13 protein-coding genes are annotated in these 14508 nt (G+C 70.0%); 6 read left to right on the top strand and 7 right to left on the bottom strand.

From position 1 onward, the window contains the following. Positions 1-14: 14 nt before the first annotated feature. Both CHF15_RS36350 and CHF15_RS36345 read right to left on the bottom strand, forming a co-directional pair. Complete coding sequence (locus CHF15_RS36350; RefSeq protein WP_089228194.1) at positions 15-1217, bottom strand: YncE family protein; 1203 nt, start codon at positions 1215-1217, stop codon at positions 15-17. After that, positions 1214-1780: a SigE family RNA polymerase sigma factor gene (locus CHF15_RS36345; RefSeq protein ID WP_089228193.1), complete on the bottom strand. Its 567-nt coding sequence runs from the start codon at positions 1778-1780 to the stop codon at positions 1214-1216. Before CHF15_RS36345 ends, CHF15_RS36350 begins: the two co-directional genes overlap by 4 nt. A gap of 937 nt (positions 1781-2717) precedes the next feature. Between CHF15_RS36345 and sigJ the strand changes: the two genes are divergently transcribed. From sigJ to CHF15_RS36325, 4 genes are all read left to right on the top strand, one after another. After that, positions 2718-3599, top strand: coding sequence for an RNA polymerase sigma factor SigJ (gene sigJ, locus CHF15_RS36340; RefSeq protein ID WP_089228192.1), 882 nt, complete (start codon positions 2718-2720; stop codon positions 3597-3599). A 1094-nt stretch (positions 3600-4693) separates the two neighbouring features. Continuing rightward, positions 4694-5206, top strand: coding sequence for a cupin domain-containing protein (locus tag CHF15_RS36335; RefSeq protein ID WP_245939229.1), 513 nt, complete (start codon positions 4694-4696; stop codon positions 5204-5206). A gap of 146 nt (positions 5207-5352) precedes the next feature. Beyond that, positions 5353-6195, top strand: a complete 843-nt coding sequence (locus CHF15_RS36330) for an alpha/beta fold hydrolase (RefSeq protein ID WP_089228190.1) — start codon at positions 5353-5355, stop codon at positions 6193-6195. 692 nt (positions 6196-6887) lie between these two features. Continuing rightward, positions 6888-7979, top strand: a complete 1092-nt coding sequence (locus tag CHF15_RS36325; RefSeq protein ID WP_245939228.1) for a metal-dependent hydrolase family protein — start codon at positions 6888-6890, stop codon at positions 7977-7979. A 171-nt stretch (positions 7980-8150) separates the two neighbouring features. Here the strand turns inward: CHF15_RS36325 and CHF15_RS36320 are convergent, their stop codons facing one another. The 5 genes from CHF15_RS36320 to CHF15_RS36300 all read right to left on the bottom strand — a co-directional run bounded on the left by CHF15_RS36320 (position 8151) and on the right by CHF15_RS36300 (position 12542). After that, the gene (locus tag CHF15_RS36320) at positions 8151-8708 is read right to left on the bottom strand and encodes a DUF1990 family protein (RefSeq protein WP_089228188.1); all 558 of its coding nucleotides are present in this window, start codon (positions 8706-8708) and stop codon (positions 8151-8153) included. A gap of 250 nt (positions 8709-8958) precedes the next feature. Then, positions 8959-10179 (bottom strand): YncE family protein, encoded by a 1221-nt coding sequence (locus CHF15_RS36315; protein ID WP_089228187.1) that lies wholly within the window; start codon positions 10177-10179, stop codon positions 8959-8961. Continuing rightward, positions 10176-10742, bottom strand: coding sequence for a SigE family RNA polymerase sigma factor (locus tag CHF15_RS36310; protein ID WP_089228186.1), 567 nt, complete (start codon positions 10740-10742; stop codon positions 10176-10178). The genes CHF15_RS36315 and CHF15_RS36310 overlap by 4 nt, the downstream gene beginning before the upstream one ends. Positions 10743-10939: 197 nt before the next feature. Beyond that, entirely contained in the window at positions 10940-11470 is a 531-nt protein-coding gene (locus CHF15_RS36305; protein ID WP_089228233.1) for a hypothetical protein, read from the bottom strand. Between the two features lie 124 nt (positions 11471-11594). Continuing rightward, entirely contained in the window at positions 11595-12542 is a 948-nt protein-coding gene (locus CHF15_RS36300; RefSeq protein WP_089228185.1) for an NHL repeat-containing protein, read from the bottom strand. A gap of 189 nt (positions 12543-12731) precedes the next feature. Here CHF15_RS36300 and CHF15_RS36295 point away from each other — a divergent pair, with 189 nt between their 5' ends. Both CHF15_RS36295 and CHF15_RS36290 read left to right on the top strand, forming a co-directional pair. After that, positions 12732-13325: a DinB family protein gene (locus CHF15_RS36295; protein WP_089228184.1), complete on the top strand. Its 594-nt coding sequence runs from the start codon at positions 12732-12734 to the stop codon at positions 13323-13325. A gap of 40 nt (positions 13326-13365) precedes the next feature. Continuing rightward, complete coding sequence (locus CHF15_RS36290; RefSeq protein ID WP_089228183.1) at positions 13366-14466, top strand: M20 family metallopeptidase; 1101 nt, start codon at positions 13366-13368, stop codon at positions 14464-14466. Positions 14467-14508: the final 42 nt, after the last annotated feature.

The following is a 14508-nucleotide window of genomic DNA, read 5'->3' as shown; positions in this document are numbered from 1 at the left end:
CGGCGGGCCGCCGATCAGCGTTCGGCGAAGATCGGCGTCCAGTGCCCGGCCGCGCCGTCGAGCCCCTTGGTGATGCCGCTGAGCGGTGCGACCTCGTCGCTGCCGATCGTGACGAGCACGAGCCGGAGGGAGGGCGACTTCACGTCCGGTGTGAAGTCCCAGGCGATCAAGTGCTTGTTGTCGACCCAGGCGAGCAACTCCGCCCCGCGCACCGTGGTGACCTGCTTGCCGGTGTAGGGGTCGAGGAGCTTGGAGCGGGACTGGCCGACGGGGCGGGTGCCCCGCAGGAAACCGCCCCCGGCGAACTTGCCGTCCGGGGAGAGCCCCGACTCGTTGCGCCAGGACGCGTACGCCTCGTTCGCGGGCACGGCGACCTGCTGGCCCGCGAAGTCGTAGTACTGCCTGTAGGGAGCCGAAAAGAGTCCGGATTGGACCAGCTTGCCGTCGTGGTTGAAGGCGAAGTCCTGGCGGACGCCGAGTTGGTCGGCGCCGGCGACCTCACTCCAGGATCCCTCCCCGGAGGCCACGTCCAGGATGTAGAAGCCGGTCCGGCTCGACTGGCCGGGGGCGTCGAGTCCCAACGTCCAGTCCTTTTCGCCGTCGCCGTCGTAGTCGTACTTCGCCTTCTTGTACCTCAGGTCGGGGTTCCTGCCGTACGTCGTCGCGACGAGCTTGCTGCCGTCGGGGGAGAACTCGACGCTCGCGACGCCGCGGTCGACCGGGATCCAGCGCTCGACCTCGCCGGTGCGCAGGTCGAGCAGGCCGATCCGCCTGGCGGGCAGGTTCCTTTCCAGGACGGCGGCGGTCCGCAGGCCGGGAGCGACGGCGACACGGGACCACTTGCTCGTCTTCACGTAGGTGCCGGTCTTCGGGTCGAGGATCCGGTAGGCGCGAACGGGGGCACCATGGGCGTCTGTCTCCCAGGTGTAGTAGGCGGCCAGTGCGAGGTCTCCCGCGGCGATCATGTCGCGCGGCGGCGTCTGCTCGGGGTGGGCGGAGACGTGCGCGAGGCGCGTGTCGTCTTTGCCGGTGTTCATGAGTGGGACGGCCATCGCGATGGTGACCATGGCGGCGGTGGCTGCGGCGGCGGCCGCGAGTGCGCGGGTTCGGCGGCGTCGTCGGACTGTCAGTACGCGGTCGGCGAGGCCCGGCGCGGGTGTGGGTTGTTCGGCGGCTTGTTCGCGCAGGGAGTCGCGTACCAGTTGGTCGATGTTCACGGACGCACCTCCACGGGCGAGTAGTCGTGGGACGGCTGCTGTTCGGCGTCCGCGGGGCCGAGTGCGGCCAGTTCGGGGGCCAGTTCTCGTAGCCGGGCCAGGGAGCGGTGTGTGGTGGAGCGCACCGTGCCGATGGAGCAGCCGAGCAGGTGGGCGACGTCGGCTTCGGGGAGGTCTTCGAAGTAGCGCAGGACCAGGACGGTGCGTTGGCGGGCGGTGAGTCGGGCGAGGGCTGCGCGTATGACGATGCGCAGGTCGGCTGCGCCGGGTTCGTCGTCGGTGGTGTGGCGCGTGGGGTTTTCCCGTGGTTCGGGGACGCTCAGTTCGCGCCGTGGCCATTTCAGGCGCCAGCGGCTGACTTGCTGGCGGTAGAGGATCTGCCGTACGTAGGCTTCGGGCTCTTCGATGCGGTGCCAGCGTCCCGCGGCTTTGATCAGTGCGTTCTGCAGGAGGTCCTCGCCCGCGTGCCGGTCGCCGCCGCTGAGCAGGACGGCGGTCTTCAGCAGCGCGGACGATCTGCTTTCCACGAAGTCCCTGAAGTTTTCCTGGGCCTCGGCATCCATCGCCACCTTCTCTGTTCGTTCCGGGATCTTCCCCGGCTGGCTCGCTGTCCTTGATGACGTCCGCACCGGCCCCCCGCTATGCCTGTGTGCGCGCAGGAAATGGACGCGTGTGCTGTGACGACGTCTCGTCAGCCGGTGACGGGCGGTTGGTTCTGCCGACCGTCGAGGACGCCCGACCGGTTCCGACAGGTGCTGGGAGGCGATCGGGTGCTACCTGGAGGAGCCCATCGAGGACAACCAGCTGGTCACCGATCTCGGCGAGCCCATGGGCGGCGACGGTCCGATCGGCACTGCGGAGATGCACCGCGAGGTACTGGAGTACTTCCAGGCCGGCGACCGGGGAGTGGAAACAGGCTTGGAGCGGTACAGAAAGCTGCGGTAATCGAAGGCGTTCCCACGCCGCAGAGCCCCCGTTTGAGAGGGCGGTCGGAGATCTTCGGGAACGAGGTCGGGAGGTCGGCACTCCTTACCCATCCGTACAGGGCGCCGGGGCGGATCTCCGGCTGGTCGTCGTAGCCCCGGCGTAAGGGCAGGGCGCCCACTTCCAGGCTGGGCGTGGGGGCGCGGGTGGACTCGCGGTTGCGGTCGGGATTTGCAGCACTGAGCGTGCGGACCCGGGGTGCCCCGTCGCCTCCAGTTCGCCGCGTGCCGGCGCAGCCCGTCGGCCGGCGGGAAGGCGGCGGCCGCCAGCCACGCGACCCCGCGCCGGAAGCGGTGTGGCGCCCCTGCGTGTCCGCCGTGGTGGGGCCTGTCGACGGCCTCGCCGGTAGAGAGTATATGCTCGTATTTCAGTGGCTCGGCAAAATCGCTGGTCACATCCCGCTCGGCGGTCAGGCGGAGGCGGAAGCGCACGCTTCCGCCGCGGCGGCACATGTCGATCTGTGCTCCCGGTGCAGTGTGCTCGCCTGAGCATCGGGAGGCGAAGGAGGCCACGTCAATGGACGTGACACGTGCACCCGGGCCGCCGGGGGTGCTCGATGACGAGTGGGAGACCCTCCGGCCCGCCGTCTTCGGGGCGGCGTACCGCTTGCTCGGCAGCGTGGCCGATGCCGAGGACGTGGTCCAGGACGTGTGGCTGCGAGCAGCCACAGCCGACCTGCGCGACGTCCGTGACCTCCGGGCCTGGCTGGTCACGGTGGCGGCGCGACGGTCGTACGACATCCTGAAGTCCGCCCGCGCCCGAAGGGAGACGTACGTCGGGCCGTGGTTGCCGGCGCCTCTGCTGACGGGGCCGGACGCTTCTGAGCCGGTGCTGGTCGACGAATCCGTCGGATCCGCGATGCTCCTGGTGATGGAGGAACTGAAGCCGCCCGAACGTGTGGCCTTCATCCTTCATGACGTGTTCGGTCTCGAGTTCAGCCACATCGCCGACGTGCTCGGCACCTCCGTTGCGGCCGCCCGGCAACTCGCCTCGCGGGCACGGCGCAAGGTGGCCGCGGCCAGGCAGTGCACCGTACACGCCTCCCCGGCGGAGCGTGAGCGCCTGCTCATCGCCTTCCGCAACGCCTACGAAGCGGGGGACATGGCCGGCCTGGTACGTCTCCTCCACCCCGACGCCGTGTACGTCACAGACGGTGGCGGCAGGGTCGCTGCGGCGCGCAAGTTCATCCGGGGCGGCGAGCGCATCGCCATGGTGTTGGTGCGGGCGGGACGCCTGTTGCGCACGGACAGCATTGAGGTCATCGAGGTCGGGGGTGAGCCGGCGCTCCTGCTGCGCCTGGAAGGGCGGCCCGTCTCCGTGGACACGATGGAGATCAAGGACGGCCTGATCACCGCCTACCGCAGGATTCTCAACCCGGACAAGCTCGCGCACGTGTGACACCCCGGGCGGGTCGCCCCAGGAACGCACGTTCCTGAGTGTCTTCGCAGGAATCGGCGGGTATCGGGGCTGACAGTCCTCGGCACCCGCCGCGATGTCGCGTACCTCGCGGTCGCGTCGCCGTGACCCCTTGGGTGACCTCTGCGCGGTGGCGGCGAAGCCGCTGCCCTCGCTCGGCCATCAGCCGTACGCCGTGCGGCGCCGCCACCCCGTTCTGCATCTGGACGTCCAGCCCCCAGGTCGTGCGTGGGCACTGCGCAGTCGATCTGGAGCGGCGGCAGCAGCACCGCAGGGGAGGACCTGTGCGACGGCCACGTTGCTGCGTGTGCCTCGGAGTTCGGCGCCGCCGCCATACCGGCTTTCACGGAGCCCAGCCCTGCGTCTTCAGCCTCGAATGCCTCGAATGCCCCGAAGTCCGGCGCCGACTATCGGCCTTCGATGGCACCCAAGCGCTGTCCTTCATTAACTCCCCAGCCAAGCCCGTCACATTGGCGAGAGCTGTCTCGTCCACTTGAGGAAGCGGCAGCAGGGCGAGGGTGCATCGCGCCGCCCCGCCTGTCTCTGCGCGACTGCCGACCATATGCACAAAGGGGTGGCCAAGTCGCAAGTCAGCGCACCGAGTCACCCGTAACGATCGCAGGAAGGGTTCAACCATCGTGGGTACCGTTGCGCGCGCTGCAGGCGCCACGCACGATACGACGTCAAACTCACTACGGCCAACAGGGTCGGTAAAACTCCGTAAGGCAATGACGAGGTTCGGTTGGGTCGTTGCCGGACTCATGTGCGACTTCGCGATGAGTTACGGGGTCATACCTGCTTCATGGGATGGAACACGGCCCGAGATTCGTCGTGACGGGAACCCGAATCACCGTTGATCCGCGGCCTGATGCGGCCCCCGCGGTCATGTCCGGGGCCATCCACTCCGTACAAGTTGCTCGCGGATCGGCCGCTACGCCCGGTCGAGGAGCCTGACGAACCAACCCAGCCGATGGGGTGGCCGGTTTCGCGATGTGTCGCGGGCCCGAGGGGACTGCTGTGACGCCTTTCTTCCATGCCAATCCAGGCCAGATTTCGAGGAACCGATGACTTTTTCCTTGGCCGAGCTCGACTCACACGACCCGCACTGGAACAGACGCGGCGCGATCTACGTACCGTCAGGCAAGGGCCCGACGGTGTGGGCCGCGGGCGATGTCTACACGATCAAGGCCACCGGGGCGCAGACCAATGGCGGAATGGGCTTCATCGAGGCCACTGTTCCGGCCGGCGGCGGACCCGTTCCCCACGCGCACCCCGAGCAGGAAGAGACGTTCTACATCCTCGACGGGGAACTGGAATTCCTCGACGGCGACCACCTCTTCACCGCGGTCGCCGGCGATTTCGTCCACATCCCGCGGGGAGTCCGCCACCGCTTCAAGAACAAGGCCAGCCACGCGGCAAAGATGATCTTCATCTTCACGCCTCCGGGCCTGGAGCAGATCTTCGTCGATCACGCCCTCCCGGCCAGGCCCGGCGAGGCACCTCCATCGGTCATCGACGACGACCAGATCGCGCGGTTCGACATCATGGCCGGGCTGGCGAAGTCGATCATTCTTCCCGAACCGTCCTGAACTCCCCACCACCCCACGGTCCGATCCGCGTCACGGCGGCGCCAGGCGGTCGTCGGCCGCGGGGCATCCGCCGGCAGGGCCGGCGCACACCCGGTCACGGCCCGAATCCCGCGCACGTGACCGCATCGCACACAGGAGAACCAAGCATGATCGAAGGCTTCGAACACGGCTATGCCGAGGTGAACGGCACCCGGCTGCACTACGTCACCGGAGGAGAGGGCGAACCGCTCGTCCTCATGGACGGATGGCCGCGCACCGTACACGCTCTGCGCGAGATCCTCCCCCGGCTGGCGCAGCGCTTCCGCGTCATCGCCGTGGACTACCGCGGCCAAGGCGCGTCGGACAAGCCCGCCGGCGGCTACGACAAGAGGAACATGGCCAAGGACGTCTACGAACTGATCCGCGGCTTGGGCTACGAGCAGGTCAACATCGCCGGTGGGGACATCGGGGCGATGGTCGCCTACAGCTTCGCCGCGAACCACCCCCAGGCCACGAAGAAGCTCGCCATCTGGGAGGGAGGACCCTTCTCCCAGATATTCATCGACTTCATCAGCTCCTTTCCGCAGCCTGATCAGCCGAACCCCTGGTGGTATCCCCTGAGCCAGGTCGACGGCCTGCCCGTCAAGCTGCTGGCGGGACGGTTCCGGCACATCATCGACTGGTCGGCCGAGCACCTGGCGCTGCACCCGGAGCGGATCAGCGAGGAGAGCCGGGCCCTGTACACCGCGGCCTACGACGCACCCGAGGCGGTCGCCGCGGCCTTCGGCGTGTACCGGACGTTCCACCAGGACCTGGCCGACAACAATTCCTACCCGCCGCTGACCATGCCCGTTCTGGGCCTCGGCGGACAGTACGTCGCCGTCGTGCAGGCGATGATGGAAGGCAAGGCCGACGACATCCGGTTTGGCACCATCGCCGACAGCGGTCACTACATCGCGGAAGAGCAGCCGGCCGCGCTCGCCGCCGAGCTGGAGAAGTTCTTCGGCTGACGCCGTCGCACACACGCCGCGCGTCGTCACATCCGTGGGGGCGACCTCGTCTCCTTGACGGGGCGCAGACCTCACGAGGGTCGACGACCTCACCCCGAAGTCGATGACCGACGCATACAAGGAACCGGCATGCGACGACTGCTCGGCATGGCAGCGGACATGGTCACCCGTGTCGGCGGCATCGGGGCGGGCGTCACTACCGTGTCGACTGCCACCGAGGCGGCGTGAGCCGCCTCGCGGAGGGCGGTCCTCGCGGACCGCGTCATCCCGCCCGCCACCATCTGCGGAGCGCGTTACAGCCGTAATCCCCGGGTGGAGAAGCACCACCTGACACATCAGCGGCCCCCAGACCGCCGAATGGGGGCCGCCTCCCCGAGCCCGGGCCGCGTCGGTCGCCGCTCGGCCGTGGGCGGGGATCTCGTGCCGGCTGCCTCGTCCTCCCGGCCGGAGTCGAATACGCCGGCGGGCCCGCGGACGGACCTTCGAAGTGGGCCTCCGTGCATTTCGGCGGGTCGGTCACGCCTGCGCGGCCGGAGCCCCGCGCCGCTCCGGACGCGCCGAACAACAGAGTCACCCCAAGTTTTCCGATCGGAGAAATACCGTTGCGTTCCTTTGCCCTGCACGCCGGATCGATGTTTGACGGATACACCCTGTCGGGTCCGGCCACTGTGTACGTCTCGGGGGACCGGATCGTGCGCGTGGACCGAACCGGCGGGCTGCCCGCCGACGGCAGCGAGGTCATCGACTTCGGCGTCTCGGCCTGCCTGCTGCCGGGCCTGATCGACACACACGTCCACCTCGCCTTCGACGCCGGCACGGACCCCGTCACGTCCCTGGTCTCCACGTCGGACAGCGACCTGCTGACGCAGATGCGGACCGCGGCCCGCTCCGCCCTGCAGGCCGGCATCACCACCGTGCGCGACCTCGGCGACCGCGGCTACCTCCTGCTGGACCTCGTGGAGGAGATGTCCGTGCACCCGGAACTGGGCCCGGAGATCCTGGCCGCCGGTCCTCCGCTGACCACACCGGGCGGCCACTGCCACTTCTTCGGCGGCGAGGTGGAGGGCACTGAAGCGCTTCGCGCCGCCGTACGCGAGCGCCACGCCCGCGGCTGCGGGGTCGTCAAGATCATGGCCAGCGGAGGCCACATGACGCCCGGTTCGGTGCCGCCGCACGCGTCCCAGTACAGCCTGGACGATTTGCGTGCCGTCGTGGACGAAGCACACCGCCTCGGCCTGCCGGTGGCCGCCCATGCCCACGGCATGCAGGCCATCCGCGACGCCGTCGAGGCGGGCGTCGACAGCGTGGAGCACGTCTCCTTCCTCACCGCGGACGGCATCGCCGCCGACCCCGACCTCATCGACGCCATCGTGGCGAAGGGAACCTTCGTCAGCGTGACGCTGGGGCTGGACCCCGAAGAAGTCGAGCGGCTGCCCAAGCGTCAGGCCGACTACCTCAGCGCCGTCATGGACGCCTACGGCAACCTGCACAAGCACGGCGCCAACGTCGTCATCGGATCGGACGCCGGTATCGGGCCCGCGAAGCCCCACAACGTCCTCCCGCACGGCGTGGCCAACCTCGCCGGACTGGGCGTCGCCCCGCTGGATGCGCTCAGGTCCATGACCAGCTCGGCGGCCCGCCTGTGCCGCGTGGAGGGCCGCAAGGGCCGCATCTCCGCCGGCGCCGACGCCGACCTTCTCGTCGTCGACGGTGACCTCGCGCACGACCCGTCGGCCGTCCTCGACGTACGGGCGGTCTTCCGCGCCGGTACCCGCGTGCGGTGAGCTGACGGGCTTGCGCTGGACCACGTTCCACAACCTCGGTACGAGGTGCTTGCGACAACGCCCGGCGACGTCGGGGACCGGATTCCCCGGGAGCCGAGACTTCGGTGCACCGGCCGCCGGGCGACCCGCATGGGTAGGGGCCTCCCGAGACGCCCGGTCGATCACCGGGATTCACAGTGGCGCCATCAGAGCACGCCGATAACGGCGCCGGAAGAATCGCTGAGCCAAGAGCAGTGCCGGGAACAGGATGCGCCACGGACCGTGTGGAGCGGCACGGGTCAGGGAGCGGATCGTCAGCGCGACCGTGCCGTCCGCAGAGCGGTGGACGACGAAAGCCTCCTCGCCGCAGACGGGATGCCCGGGCAGGGTCCCGTAGGCAAAGCCGCAACGGTCGGGCCTGTCGACCACGGCCACCACCCGCACCGGTTCCCGGACCGCGAATGGGCCGAATCCTGCCGTGATCCTGTATTCGGCTCCCGCGGCGACCTGCTCCCCGGCACTGCCACAGGCCATGACGGCGAAGCCGCTTCGCCGCTTGACACCCCAGTGCAGAACGGCGTCAGCCGCGGCGCGCCAGTCTGCGTCCCCGTGTCCGATGACGACGGTGCAGGAGAAGGGGCGCAGACCTGTGCCCTCCGCCGACCAGCGCTCCTCCGCGGGTCGCGTCGCGCCGGCGGGGCCGTACGTGAGCGGGCCCGTCGCGGGGCGGGTCGTACTGCGGTCGGACATGGAACTCCTGCTCACGGTGAGCGGGCGGTCACTCCTGTGCTTCACCCAGCCGCAAAACGACCTGTCCCGGGCCGTATCGCAGACTACAACGCGTTTCAGCGGATCGAGAGCGGTCCCGCAGCGCGAAACGCTTGAACGTCTGCGGTGCGTACTTCCGGTGCGGTCGCGCCGAAGGTACTGCCAGGGCTGCCCGTGGGCCCGGTTCGTACACCGGGGGCCCGCCGGCCGGGAGGGGCCGACGGGCTGCCGATCAGCGTTCGGCGAAGACCGGCGTCCAGTACCCGGCCGCACCGTCGAATCCCTTGGTGATACCGCTGAGCGGTACGACCTTGTCGCTGCCGATCGTGACGAGCACGAGCCGGCTGACGGAACCGTCCGAGCCCGGGCCCGGTGTGAGGTCCAGGGCGATCAGACGCTTGTTGTCGACCCAGGCGAGAAGTTGTCTCCCGGGCACCGTGGTGACCTTCTTGCCGGTGTAGGCGTCGAGAAGCTCGGTGTGCGTCTTCGTGTAGCTTTTCGACATGGTGCCCCCTGAGAGGCCCCCGAAGAGCTTGCCGTCCGGGGACAGCCCCACGCCGCGGTACCGCTCCGCTTGAACCTCGTTCGCGGGCGCGGCGACCTCATCACCGGCGAAGTCGTAGTACTGCCGGAAAGGACTTGAGGTGGTCCCGCAGTAGACCAGCCTTCCGTCGTGGTTGAAGACGCAGTCCTCGGGCCCGCCGCCCCTGCCGACGTCGGTGACCTCGCTCCAGGATCCCTTCCCGGAGGCCACGTCCAGGATGTAGAAGCCGGTCCGGCTGCTCGGCTTGCCCGGCGGTGACTCCCAGTCCCCTTCGCCGTCGCCGTCGGTGTCGGAGCGCGACTTGACCCGCAGTTGCGGATTCTTGCCGTACGTCGTCGCGAGGAGTTTGCTGCCGTCGGGGGAGAACTCGACGCTGGCGACGCCGCGGTCGACCGGGATCCAGCGCTCGACCTCGCCGGTGCGCAGGTCGAGCAGGCCGATCCGTTTGGCGGGCAGGTTTCTTTCCAGGACGGCGGCGGTCCGCAGGCCGGGAGCGATGTCGACGACGGACCACTTGCTCGTCTTCACGTAGGTGCCGGTCTTCGGGTCGAGGATCCGGTAGGCGCGGACGGCGGCACCATGGGCGTCGGTCTCCCAGGTGTAGTAGGCGCCAAGTGCGAGATCTCCCGCGGCGATCATGTCGCGCGGCGGCGTCTGGTCCGGATGGGCGAGGATGCCGTTCCGGTTTGTTCTGCTCGCGAGGCGTGCGTCGTCGTTGCCGATGTTCAGGAGCGGGACGGCCACCGCGATGGCGACCACGGCGGCGGTGGCCGTGGCGGCGGACGCCAGTGCCCGGGTCCGGCGGCGGCGTCGGACCGTCAGTACCCGATCGGCGAAGCCGGGCCCCAGTGCCGGCTGTTCGGCGGCCTGCTCGCGCAGGGAGTCGCGCACCAGTTCGTCGACGTTCACGGACGCACCTCCACAGTCGAGTAGTCACGGGACGGCTGGTGCTCGGCGTCCGCGGGGCCGAGTGCGGCCAGTTCGGGGGCCAGTTCTCGTAGCCGGGCCAGGGAGCGGTGTGTGGTGGAGCGCACTGTGCCGACCGAGCAGCCCAGTATCCGGGCGACGTCGGCCTCGGGGAGGTCTTCGAAGTAGCGCAGGACCAGGACGGTGCGCTGACGGGCGGTGAGTCGGGCGAGGGCTGCGCGCATGACGATGCGCAGGTCGGCCGCGCCGGGTCCGTCGTCGGTGCCGTGGCGCGCGGGGTTTTCCAGCGGCTCGGGCACGCTCAGTTCGCGTCGCGGCCACTTCAGCCGCCAGCGGCTCACCTGCTGGCGGTAGAGGATCTGACGGACGTATGCTTCGGGCTCCTCGATGCGGTGCCAGCGTCCCGCGGCCTTGATCAGCGCGTTTTGCAGGAGGTCTTCGCCCGCGTGCCGGTCGCCGCCGCTGAGCAGGACTGCGGTCTTCAGCAGCGCGGACGATCTGCTTTCCACGAAGTCCCTGAAGTTTTCCTGGGCCTCGGCATCCATCGCCACCTTCTCTAGTTGCTCTGAGATCTTCCTGAGCGGGCTCGCTGCTCTTGATGACGTCCGCACCGGCCCCCCGCTATGCCTGTGTGCGCAGGAAATGGATGGGAGGCCGGCAGGGCCGATCCGGGCGCCGCCGGCACCTCCGGGGTCCGCGGCACGATCACTTCGCCGGCAGCGTGCGCTGCGGCGACGGCTCGTCAGCTGGTGGCGGGCGGTTGGTTCTGTCGACCGTCGAGGACGGCCACAAGGTCCTCAAGGACCCCGACCAACTCCGCAGCCGCGATCTCGGCCACGAAGATCTCGCCCGCGTGCTCGGGATGCCTGCGCAGGTGATCCTCTCGCCGGAACTGCAGCGTGATCGCCAAGCGGTCCCCGTCGCGGAAGAGGTGGGCCGTCACGTTGTCCGTCGTGGGGCCCCAGTGCAGTGTCGAGAACCGGCTGCGCAGCTCGTATTCGGCTTCGGTCTCGTCGTCATCCCCGGCGTGGAGCATGAGGTGCCGGTGTGCGGCTGCCGGCGACTGGCCGTCGAACGGCGGCGGAGAGACCTGACCGGAGCGCAGCCACATGGCCGTGTCCAGTACGGCGAGCCGGAACTGCTTGACGAAAGCCATGTTGTCGTCGCAGGTAAGCCACTGCCCGGCAGCCCACAGGTCCACTCGGCGCAGCCCGTGGTCCCACTCGCCGACCTCGGCGGCGAACCTGCTCCTGTCCCCGACGACTACGGCCACGGCGTGACTCTCGCAGGTGACCCTGTCAGCCGCAAGCAAGGTCGGGCACGCGCATGTCCGGCCATGCGGAGGCGTCCGCCGGGCGGCGTGGGTACTCCACGGCGCCCGGCGGACGCGCGGAGGGTCACTCCACGAAGTGGCCCGGGCCGACGACCTTCCACTGGCGGGTGTCCGGGTCCTCGATCGAGGCGTAGGGGGCCTTGAAGACCAGCACCTGCTCGGTGGAGCGCTTGATGGTCCACAGCTCGGGGGTCCTGCCGGAGCGGTCCCAGGCGATGGCCTGGCCCTCGACGTCGGGCAGCTTGACGGTCGCCACCCAGCGCAGGTCCGAGGCCTCGGACGGGACGTCCATCACGTACGCCTCGTCGTAGTCGTGGCCGGTGATCCACAGCCGGCCGTCGGGGCCCCACGAACCGCCGGAGTTGCTCATCGGCCGGACCCTGTCGAGGAGTTCCTGCGGCAGCGTCCAGGCCTCCACGACCCGGAACCGGTCGTCGAGTTTGACGATCTGGGTGTTGTCGGTACCGCCGTACGGCTCCGTCGAGCCCGCCGGGGGCTTGTCGTAGTTGGCGAAGGCCGCCCACCACGCCCCGTCGTGCCGGTCCAGCCAGGTCAGCGAGCCGCGGTCGATGCCGAAGCTGAAGGTGTCGATGTGCTTCATCGTCCGGGTGTCGAACACCTCGACGGAGCTCTTCTCGGGCGTGATGTTGTAGTTCGAGGTGGCCGCGTACAGCTTGTCACCGACCACGGTGGCGCTGTCCATGTGGATGATCGGGCCGTCTGGGTCGCCGACGAACTGCAGGAGCGGTTCGCCGGTCTCCTTGTCGTGCTTGGTGATGGTCTGGTTGTTGACGGCGTAGAAGTACTTCCGGTCGACGGCGACACCCTGCCGCGCGTCGAAGGCGGCGAAGGTGTGGCGGAGTTCGGCCGTGTACTCCGCGGGGGCCGCGACGGCCGCCTTCGCGACCGCCGGGGTCGAGGCCTCGGCGGATCCGAGGCCGGTGGCCGCCATGAGTGCCGCCGCCGCCAGGCAGGCTGCCGCGGCTGAAGCGATCTTGGTCCGTGCGCGCATGGGTTCCCTCGGTCGATCCGGTGACAGGGCAGGGTTCGACCCTGACCCGGCCGAAGATCGTCCACGCGAACTCCCGGGGAGCGGCGGGTGAAAGGCAGACCGACCCGTGCCCTCGCCCCGGCCGGCCCGCGCGCCCGCGACCGCCCGTGCGCGGGGCCGCTGTCGGTGGCGGGTGGGAGACTGCCCTGCATGATCGAACCGAATCCCAAGGCGGATCTCCTCCGGTACCTGCAGGACGCGCGGGAGACCCTGCTGTGGAAGATGGAGGGGCTCTCCGAGTACGACGTCCGCCGCCCCCTGACGCCCACGGGGACCAATCTCCTGGGGCTGGTCAAGCATGTCGCCGGTGTGGAGCTGGGCTACCTGGGCGACACCTTCGGGCGGCCGTTCTTCGGGGACGCGCGGCCCTCCTGGTACCGGGAGGACGCGGAGGCCAACGCCGACATGTGGGCCACCGCGGACGAGTCGCGCGAGGAGATCACCGGGCTGTACCGCCGTGCCTGGGAGCACGCGAACGCCACGATCGAGGCGCTGCCGCTGGACGCGGTCGGCAACGTCCCCTGGTGGCCGGAGGACCGGCGGGCGGTGACCCTGAACCATGTGCTGGTGCGCGTGATCGCGGACACCCAGAGGCACGCCGGCCACGCCGACATCCTCCGCGAGCTCATCGACGGCAGCACCGGCTTCCTGCAGGGCAACGACAGCATCCCGCCGGGCGACGGCGCATGGTGGGAGGAGTACCGCGGCCGGGTCGAGCGCGCGGCCCGCGAGGCCGGTGGCTGAGTCCGGGCGCGCGCGGCCGCCCGCTCAGTAGCCTGGCGGCATGACGATGCACATGACCGGCCCGGTGAGTGTCGACGCGATGATCGAGGACCTCAGGACGCTCGTCGAGGTCGAGTCCCCGTCCCGTGACGTCGACGCTCTGACGGCGTCCGCCAAGGCCGCCGCCGGTGTCCTCGAAAGGCGTCTCGGCGGTCAGGCCGTCTGCGTGGAGAGCCCGGGCGGGCCGCATGTTCGCTGGTCGGGCGGGGGCGACCCGCGGGTGCTGATCCTGGGGCACCACGACACCGTGTTCCCGCTCGGCACCCTCGCCCGGCGCCCGTTCACCGTCGCCGGCGGCCGTGTCACCGGCCCCGGCGTCTTCGACATGCTGGGCGGTCTCGTCCAGGCCGTCCACGGCGTCGCTCTGCTGGAGGACCGGTCGGGCGTCGAGATCCTCGTGACGTCCGACGAGGAGGTCGGCTCCCCGCATTCGCGGGCCCTCATCGAGGAGCGGGCCCTCGCCTGCGGTGCCGTACTCGTCTTCGAGGGCGCCGCCGAGGGCGGGGCGCTGAAGACGGGCCGCAAGGGGTGCGGCACGTTCGAGGTCACCGTCACGGGCCGGGCCTCGCACGCCGGACTGGAGCCCGAGGCCGGGGTCAACGCGCTCGTCGAGGCCGCGCACCAGGTACTGGCCGTCGCGGCGCTCGGCCGGCCCGAGGCCGGTACGACCGTCACCCCGACGGTGGCGTCGGCGGGCACCGTCGACAACGTGGTGCCCGCCCGCGCGACCGTCGTCGCCGACGTACGGGTCGCGACGGCCGAGGAGAAGGACCGCGTCGAAGCCGGGTTCGCCGCCCTGACCCCGCACGTCGAGGGAGCGGGCATCTCGGTCCGCGGCGGCGTCCGGCGGCCCCCGATGCCGGAGTCGGCCTCCGCCGGACTCTTCGCCCTGGCGCGGCGGTTGCGCCCCGGCATCGAGGGCAGGGCGGTGGGCGGCGGCAGCGACGGCAACTTCACCGCCGCGCTGGGCGTGCCGACCCTCGACGGCCTCGGAGCCGTCGGGGGCGGGGCGCACGCCGACCACGAGTACGTGGTCGTCGACACCATGGCCGACCGGGCCGCCCTCGTCGCGGGCCTGGTGGAGGCCATCCGGAACACCTAGCCGCCCGCTCCCGCCAGGCGCCGCAGCCCGAGTCCGCACCGG

Origin of the sequence: Actinacidiphila glaucinigra (assembly GCF_900188405.1) — a bacterium.
GTDB classification, from domain to species: Bacteria; Actinomycetota; Actinomycetes; order Streptomycetales; family Streptomycetaceae; genus Actinacidiphila; species Actinacidiphila glaucinigra.
The sequence above is the reverse complement of the archived record's forward strand: the minus strand, read 5'-3'. Positions and strand labels throughout refer to the sequence as shown.

Excerpts from the sequence above, each read along its gene's own strand:
- CHF15_RS36345 (WP_089228193.1), bottom strand. The coding sequence starts at position 1,780 with ATGGATGCCGAGGCCCAGGAAAACTTCAGGGACTTCGTGGAAAGCAGA.
- sigJ (WP_089228192.1), top strand. The coding sequence starts at position 2,718 with ATGGACGTGACACGTGCACCCGGGCCGCCGGGGGTGCTCGATGACGAG.
- CHF15_RS36330 (WP_089228190.1), top strand. The coding sequence starts at position 5,353 with ATGATCGAAGGCTTCGAACACGGCTATGCCGAGGTGAACGGCACCCGG.
- CHF15_RS36320 (WP_089228188.1), bottom strand. The coding sequence starts at position 8,708 with ATGTCCGACCGCAGTACGACCCGCCCCGCGACGGGCCCGCTCACGTAC.
- CHF15_RS36310 (WP_089228186.1), bottom strand. The coding sequence starts at position 10,742 with ATGGATGCCGAGGCCCAGGAAAACTTCAGGGACTTCGTGGAAAGCAGA.
- CHF15_RS36300 (WP_089228185.1), bottom strand. The coding sequence starts at position 12,542 with ATGCGCGCACGGACCAAGATCGCTTCAGCCGCGGCAGCCTGCCTGGCG.
- CHF15_RS36295 (WP_089228184.1), top strand. The coding sequence starts at position 12,732 with ATGATCGAACCGAATCCCAAGGCGGATCTCCTCCGGTACCTGCAGGAC.
- CHF15_RS36290 (WP_089228183.1), top strand. The coding sequence starts at position 13,366 with ATGACGATGCACATGACCGGCCCGGTGAGTGTCGACGCGATGATCGAG.